At 65.8% G+C, this 5,059-nt stretch carries 4 protein-coding genes and 1 pseudogene; 3 read left to right on the forward strand and 2 right to left on the reverse strand.

Annotated elements, in window-relative coordinates:
• Window positions 1–24: 24 nt before the first annotated feature.
• Both HMPREF9440_RS06185 and HMPREF9440_RS06190 read right to left on the reverse strand, forming a co-directional pair.
• Window positions 25–189 carry a hypothetical protein gene (locus tag HMPREF9440_RS06185; protein ID WP_157180697.1) on the reverse strand — a complete coding sequence of 55 codons (165 nt, stop codon included), beginning with the start codon at window positions 187–189 and terminating at the stop codon, window positions 25–27.
• 399 nt (window positions 190–588) lie between these two features.
• The gene (locus HMPREF9440_RS06190; RefSeq protein WP_008542544.1) at window positions 589–2,163 is read right to left on the reverse strand and encodes an FAD-dependent oxidoreductase; all 1,575 of its coding nucleotides are present in this window, start codon (window positions 2,161–2,163) and stop codon (window positions 589–591) included.
• A gap of 323 nt (window positions 2,164–2,486) precedes the next feature.
• On the opposite strand from HMPREF9440_RS06190, the gene HMPREF9440_RS06195 reads away from it, so the two are divergent.
• The 3 genes and pseudogenes from HMPREF9440_RS06195 (at window position 2,487) to HMPREF9440_RS11965 (ending at window position 5,038) form a co-directional block, all read left to right on the forward strand.
• Window positions 2,487–3,068 (forward strand): methylated-DNA--[protein]-cysteine S-methyltransferase, encoded by a 582-nt coding sequence (locus HMPREF9440_RS06195; protein ID WP_008542546.1) that lies wholly within the window; start codon window positions 2,487–2,489, stop codon window positions 3,066–3,068.
• Window positions 3,065–3,715: a DNA-3-methyladenine glycosylase family protein gene (locus HMPREF9440_RS06200; protein WP_008542547.1), complete on the forward strand. Its 651-nt coding sequence runs from the start codon at window positions 3,065–3,067 to the stop codon at window positions 3,713–3,715. The genes HMPREF9440_RS06195 and HMPREF9440_RS06200 overlap by 4 nt, the downstream gene beginning before the upstream one ends.
• Window positions 3,716–4,147: 432 nt before the next feature.
• Window positions 4,148–5,038: pseudogene (locus HMPREF9440_RS11965) on the forward strand (ABC transporter substrate-binding protein).
• Window positions 5,039–5,059 lie beyond the last annotated feature (21 nt).

Below are 5,059 nucleotides of genomic sequence, written 5' to 3' on the forward strand. Positions count from 1 at the left end.
TGAGTGGATGGAACGCCGGGAAGTTCAGGGCGTCGCTTCGCCCCGCCGGAAGGCGACCTCGGTCCCGTGCGCACGGATGAAGGCGACCACCTCGGGAACGTCTTTCGGGACGAGCCAGGGGCACTCGGCGTAGACCGAGGGCGGCGTGGGCTTCGGGGCGGGATCTCGGGAATGGTCGGGCGTAGTCATGCGGTCGCGGTCGGGCAAGGGTGGGGCGGGGTGCCGTCAAAAACGGTACCGATCCTTCCATTATCACCTCGACGGGGTGAGGGCGTCGCAGGTGTTTCGCAGGCGTTCCGGAGAAAAGCAGGGAGATGATGCGGAAACGCAGAAGATGACTTGGAGATGACGACGGATTCGTGAAGATCGGTGGCGTTGAAGTCGAAAAAAGCCGCGCCGCCCCGGGAGCACGGGACATGGCGCGGCATGCATGAGACCGGGAAGCCTGAGACTCAACTCAAGCCCGCCCCGCTCGGCAAAGGGCTCGGTGAGGCTCCGGCGGAGCCTCACCGTCCCAACGCCACCGGAATCCGCCGCCCGCGAGGAGGTCTGCGGGCGGAGGTTCCGGGTGTCGGTTGCACGGAAGGCTTACTTCCCTTCCTCGATCTGCTTGATGGCGTGCTCGGCCGCGACGCGGCCCGAGGTCATCGCAAAGGACGAGGCGGAGCCTTCGCAGCGGAGGTCGTAGGACGAGTCGTAGAGACCGCCGATGTCCTGGCCGACGACGTAGAGGTTGCGGATCACGTCGCCCTGCGGGTTCTTCGCTTCGAAGTTGGGCGTGACGGTGACGCCGCCCAACGTCAGGAAGAAGGCGCGGATGCCCTTCAGAGCGTAGTAGGGGCCCTTCTGCATGTCGAACTTGACGAGGTGCTCCTTCTTGCGGCCGAAGTCCGGGTCGACGCCGTCTTCGGCGTACTTGTTGACCTTCTTCATGGTGTCGACAAGGTTTTCAGGCGGCACGCCGATCTGCTGCGCGAGCTCTTCGATCGTGTCGGCCTTGAAGGCCCAGCCGCGCTCCATCCCGATCTCCCAGGTCTTCGGGAGCGCTTTGAGCGGCACGCCGGCGAGCACGATCGCGTTGAAGGGGAGCACCGCGCCCTTCTGGACCATCTGGTCCATCTTCTGCTGGTCGAAGATCGTGTAGAGGACGCCGCCCGCCGACGTCATCGCGTTGTAGACGTCGACGAAGACGGAGCCGCGGGACTCATTGAAGAAGCGGCGGCCGGTGTGGTCAACCCAAAGCCAGGGCTGCGCGAGCGCGCAGCGGCCCTGCTTCAGTTCATCCGGGCCCGAGAACTGGTTGATCGGGGGCACGTCCGGGAGGTACGGGGCGTTGCCGGCCACCGTGTGCATGCCGGCGACGCCGGCACCCACCAACTGCGCCATCTTGATGCCGTCGCCCGTACGGCCGTCGACGACCGGGCCGCGGAGCCAAATCGGTTCGACCATGCCGAGTGCGGACGAGTCGAAGACGTGCTGCGCGAGCATTTCCTTGTTCGCGGCGAAGCCGCCCGTCGCGATGATCACCTTCTTCGCGCGGATGAGAAGCTTGTCGCCCTTGGCGTTCACGGCTTCGACGCCGCAGACGGTGTCGTTTTCGACGATCAGCTTCTGCGCGGTGGTCTGCGTGAGGAGTTCCCCGCCGCGGGCCTTGATGTTGTCGACGAAGCGCTTGATCACTTCAGCGGCGCCGCCCACGAAGAGGTGCCACGTCATGAGCGATTCTTCCGGACCGTACATCGTGCGGATGCCGCGGAATTCGACGCCCATGTCCTGGATTTCGTTAATGGTGCGTTCGGACTCTTCAATGAGGACGCGCAGCACGGCGGGATCGCAGCGGAAGTGGTGGTACTGAAGCGCCGCGTCCAGAACCTGCTGGACGGTGGTCTTGATGCCGTGTTCTTTCTGGTAGCGGGTGTTGACGCCCAAAGAGCCTTCGGGGAAAAGGCCGGCGCCGCCCAGGAACTGGAGCTTTTCGAGAACGAGCGGCTTCACGCCCTTGTTCACCGCGGCGTTCGCGGCGGCGAGGCCGGCGAGGCCGCCGCCGATGATGATGAGGTCGACGTTCTTCTGCTGGACCGCGGCGAGCGCGGCCGGAATCGGGCTCGTCACGGCCGCGGCGGCAGCGGCGGAGCCGAGGAACTGGCGACGGTTGAGTTTCATGGTGTGTTCTCCTCCAAAAACTCGGGTGTGGTGGGCGGCCGGCTTCGGGCTTGTGGTCTTGGGGAATGGTCGATCTCCCGTGCCCGGACCGGCACGCGCTGTGGTCAAAAATCCATTCTGAGGAGCACGCCCGCAAAAGTCCGTGAGGTACCTCACGAACTTGGGTTTCTACCAATGAGGACATTCCCGCAGGATGCGCGGTGCCGGAGGAGTCGGGGGAGGAGAAAGGTCCGGAGGTTCGTGAAAACGGGGATCCGCGGACGAGTTGGAAGGCCTCCGGTTGAGCGACAATGAAAGGAGTTGCCTCTTCAACCCGAGCGCTCATGACTTCCGCCGTCTCTATTCCGAACAAGAAGCCTCCCTTTGAAGTCCTCACCTGCCGCCGTTGGGCGAGCCCCGCGGGCGAGCTTCTCCTCGCCGCGAGGAACGGAAAACTCATCCTCTGCGACTGGGCCGAGGGCATGCACCGCGAGGAGATCACGCGGAAGTTCCTGAACGCCCGGATCCGGTTCGTGGAGGCCCCGGCCTGTTCGATCGACGAGGCCGACCCCGTCGTGAAGCAGGCGGTCGAGGAGCTCTCGGCCTACTTCAGAGGCGACCTCCAGACCTTCACCGTGCCGGTGGAGATCTTCGGGACGGATTTTGAAAAGCGCGTGCGGGAAGCCCTCCGCCAGATTCCCTTCGGCGCGCTCGCGAGCTACGCCGAGGTGGCGGCGGCCGCCGGTTCCCCCGCGGCCGCGCGGGCCGTGGGCCGCGCGGTGGGGCTGAACCCCGTCTCCATCATCATCCCATGCCACCGGGTGGTGGGCACGAACGGGAAGCTCACGGGCTACGGCGGCGGGCTCGCCGCCAAGACGATGCTCCTCGGTATCGAGGGGCATCCGGAGCTGGGGGCTGACGATTGACGGCCGTCTTCTTCCCGTACCCCGACGAGGCGTTGGACCACCTCGCTTCGCTTGACGACGAGCTCGCGCACGCCGTGCGCGTGATCGGGCGCGTCGAGCGCACGATGGAGCCCGATCCCTTCCGGTCCCTCATGAAGCACATCGTCGGGCAGCAGATCTCGACCAAGGCCCAGGAGGCCGTCTGGGCGCGGGTGACGGCGCGCGTCGGCACCGTGACGCCCGAGGCCGTCGCGGCGCTCCCGGAAGAGGAGCTCCGCGCCTGCGGGATGTCTCTCAAAAAGGCCGATTGGATGCGGGCGATCGCGGTGAAGGTGGCGTCGGGCGAGACCGACCTCGAGGCCCTCCGCCGCGCGCCCGACGCCGAGGTGGTCGCGGCGCTCACGGCCTTTGCGGGCGTGGGCCTTTGGACCGCCGAGATGCTGATGATCTTCTCCTATGGCCGCCCCGACGTGCTCTCAATCGGAGACTTCGGCGTGCGCCACGGCGTGCGGGTCGTCTACGGGCGCGAGATGACGACGAAGGAACTGCGGGAGCTGAAAACGCGCGTCTCGCCCTGGGGGAGCGTCGCGTCGATCATCTTCTGGGCGGCGGCATCCGGGCGGTTCGACTTGAGGCGTCCCGATCGTTCCGAGAGCGCGGAAGGCTGAACACGGCCGGAAGCCCGCGTCCGCACTCGGCATGAGCCCGCGCGGAACCCCCTCAGCCTTTCAGCTCAAATCCCCGAATTCTTCATCCTCCAGAAGTTGAGGTTGACGCCGATTTGACGGTATGAAGATTTTCTAAATTGTATGATTTCGGAAATTGTCCGGCGGCTGGCCGCAACGTCGCCGCACCCGACCATCACCACCTTCCCGGAGACACGCATGCCGATCTCAAGGACGCTCTCAGCCCTCACGCTCGCCACTGCCCTCGCGCTCTCGGGGGCCGTGCTCACGGGATGCTCGGACGAGCCCGCACCGGCCGTCGCCAAGAAGGAGGCCGCCGCCCCCGCTTCCGCCGGCACGCTTGAGTACGCCTCGATGAAGGACATCCGCGACATCAATCCGCACCTCTATCTGGGTGAGATGGCCGCGCAGGCGATGGTCTTCGAAGCGTTGGTGGAGAACACGACCGAGGGCGTGAAGCCCAAGCTGGCAGAGCGTTGGGAGATTTCGGACGACGGCCGCACGTACGTCTTTCACCTCCGCAAAGACGTGAAGTTCACCGACGGGACGGCGTTCGACGCCGCCGCGGTGAAGGCGAACGTCGACGCCGTGCTCGCGAACCGCTCGCGCCACGCCTGGCTCGACATGGTGAACGAGATCGAGGGGAACGACGTCGTCGACGAACACACCTGGCGGCTTCGCATGAAGCACGCCTACTTCCCGACGTTGGTCGAGCTCGGGCTCTCGCGCCCCTTCCGCTTCATTTCGCCCGCCTGCATGAAGGATGGCGGCACGAAGTCGGGCGTGACGTGTCTGGCCGGCACCGGCCCCTGAGTCCTTCAGGAGCACAAGCTCGACCAATACGCGGTCTTTGCGCGCAACGACGCCTACTGGGGCGAGAAGCCCTCGATCGCCGCCGTGCGTTGGAACGTGATCCCCGACCCGCAGACGATGCTGATGGCGTTGGAAAAGGGTGAGATCGACCTCGTCTTCGGCGCCGACGGCGACCAGCTGACGGGGGACGCCTTCGCGGCGCTGACCGAGTCGGGGAAGCTCCGCACGGCGCTCTCCGTGCCGATCGCGAGCCGCGCAATTCTCGTGAACGCCGGGCGCCCGGTCACGTCCGACCTGCGCGTGCGTGAAGCGGTTCAGTACGCCGTCAACCGCGACGCGATCGTCCAAGGGATCCTCCACGGGACGGAAGCGGCGGCCGAGACGCTCTTCGCGAAGAACGTCCCGTACTGCGACATCCCCTTGACCGTCCGCGGGTATGACCCGAAGAAGGCGGAGGCGATCCTGGACGCCGCCGGTTGGGTGAAGGGTTAAACTGGTCGTACGGAGAGTTTC

The sequence above is a fragment of the Sutterella parvirubra YIT 11816 genome, assembly GCF_000250875.1.
Classification (GTDB): Bacteria; Pseudomonadota; Gammaproteobacteria; order Burkholderiales; family Burkholderiaceae_F; genus Sutterella; species Sutterella parvirubra.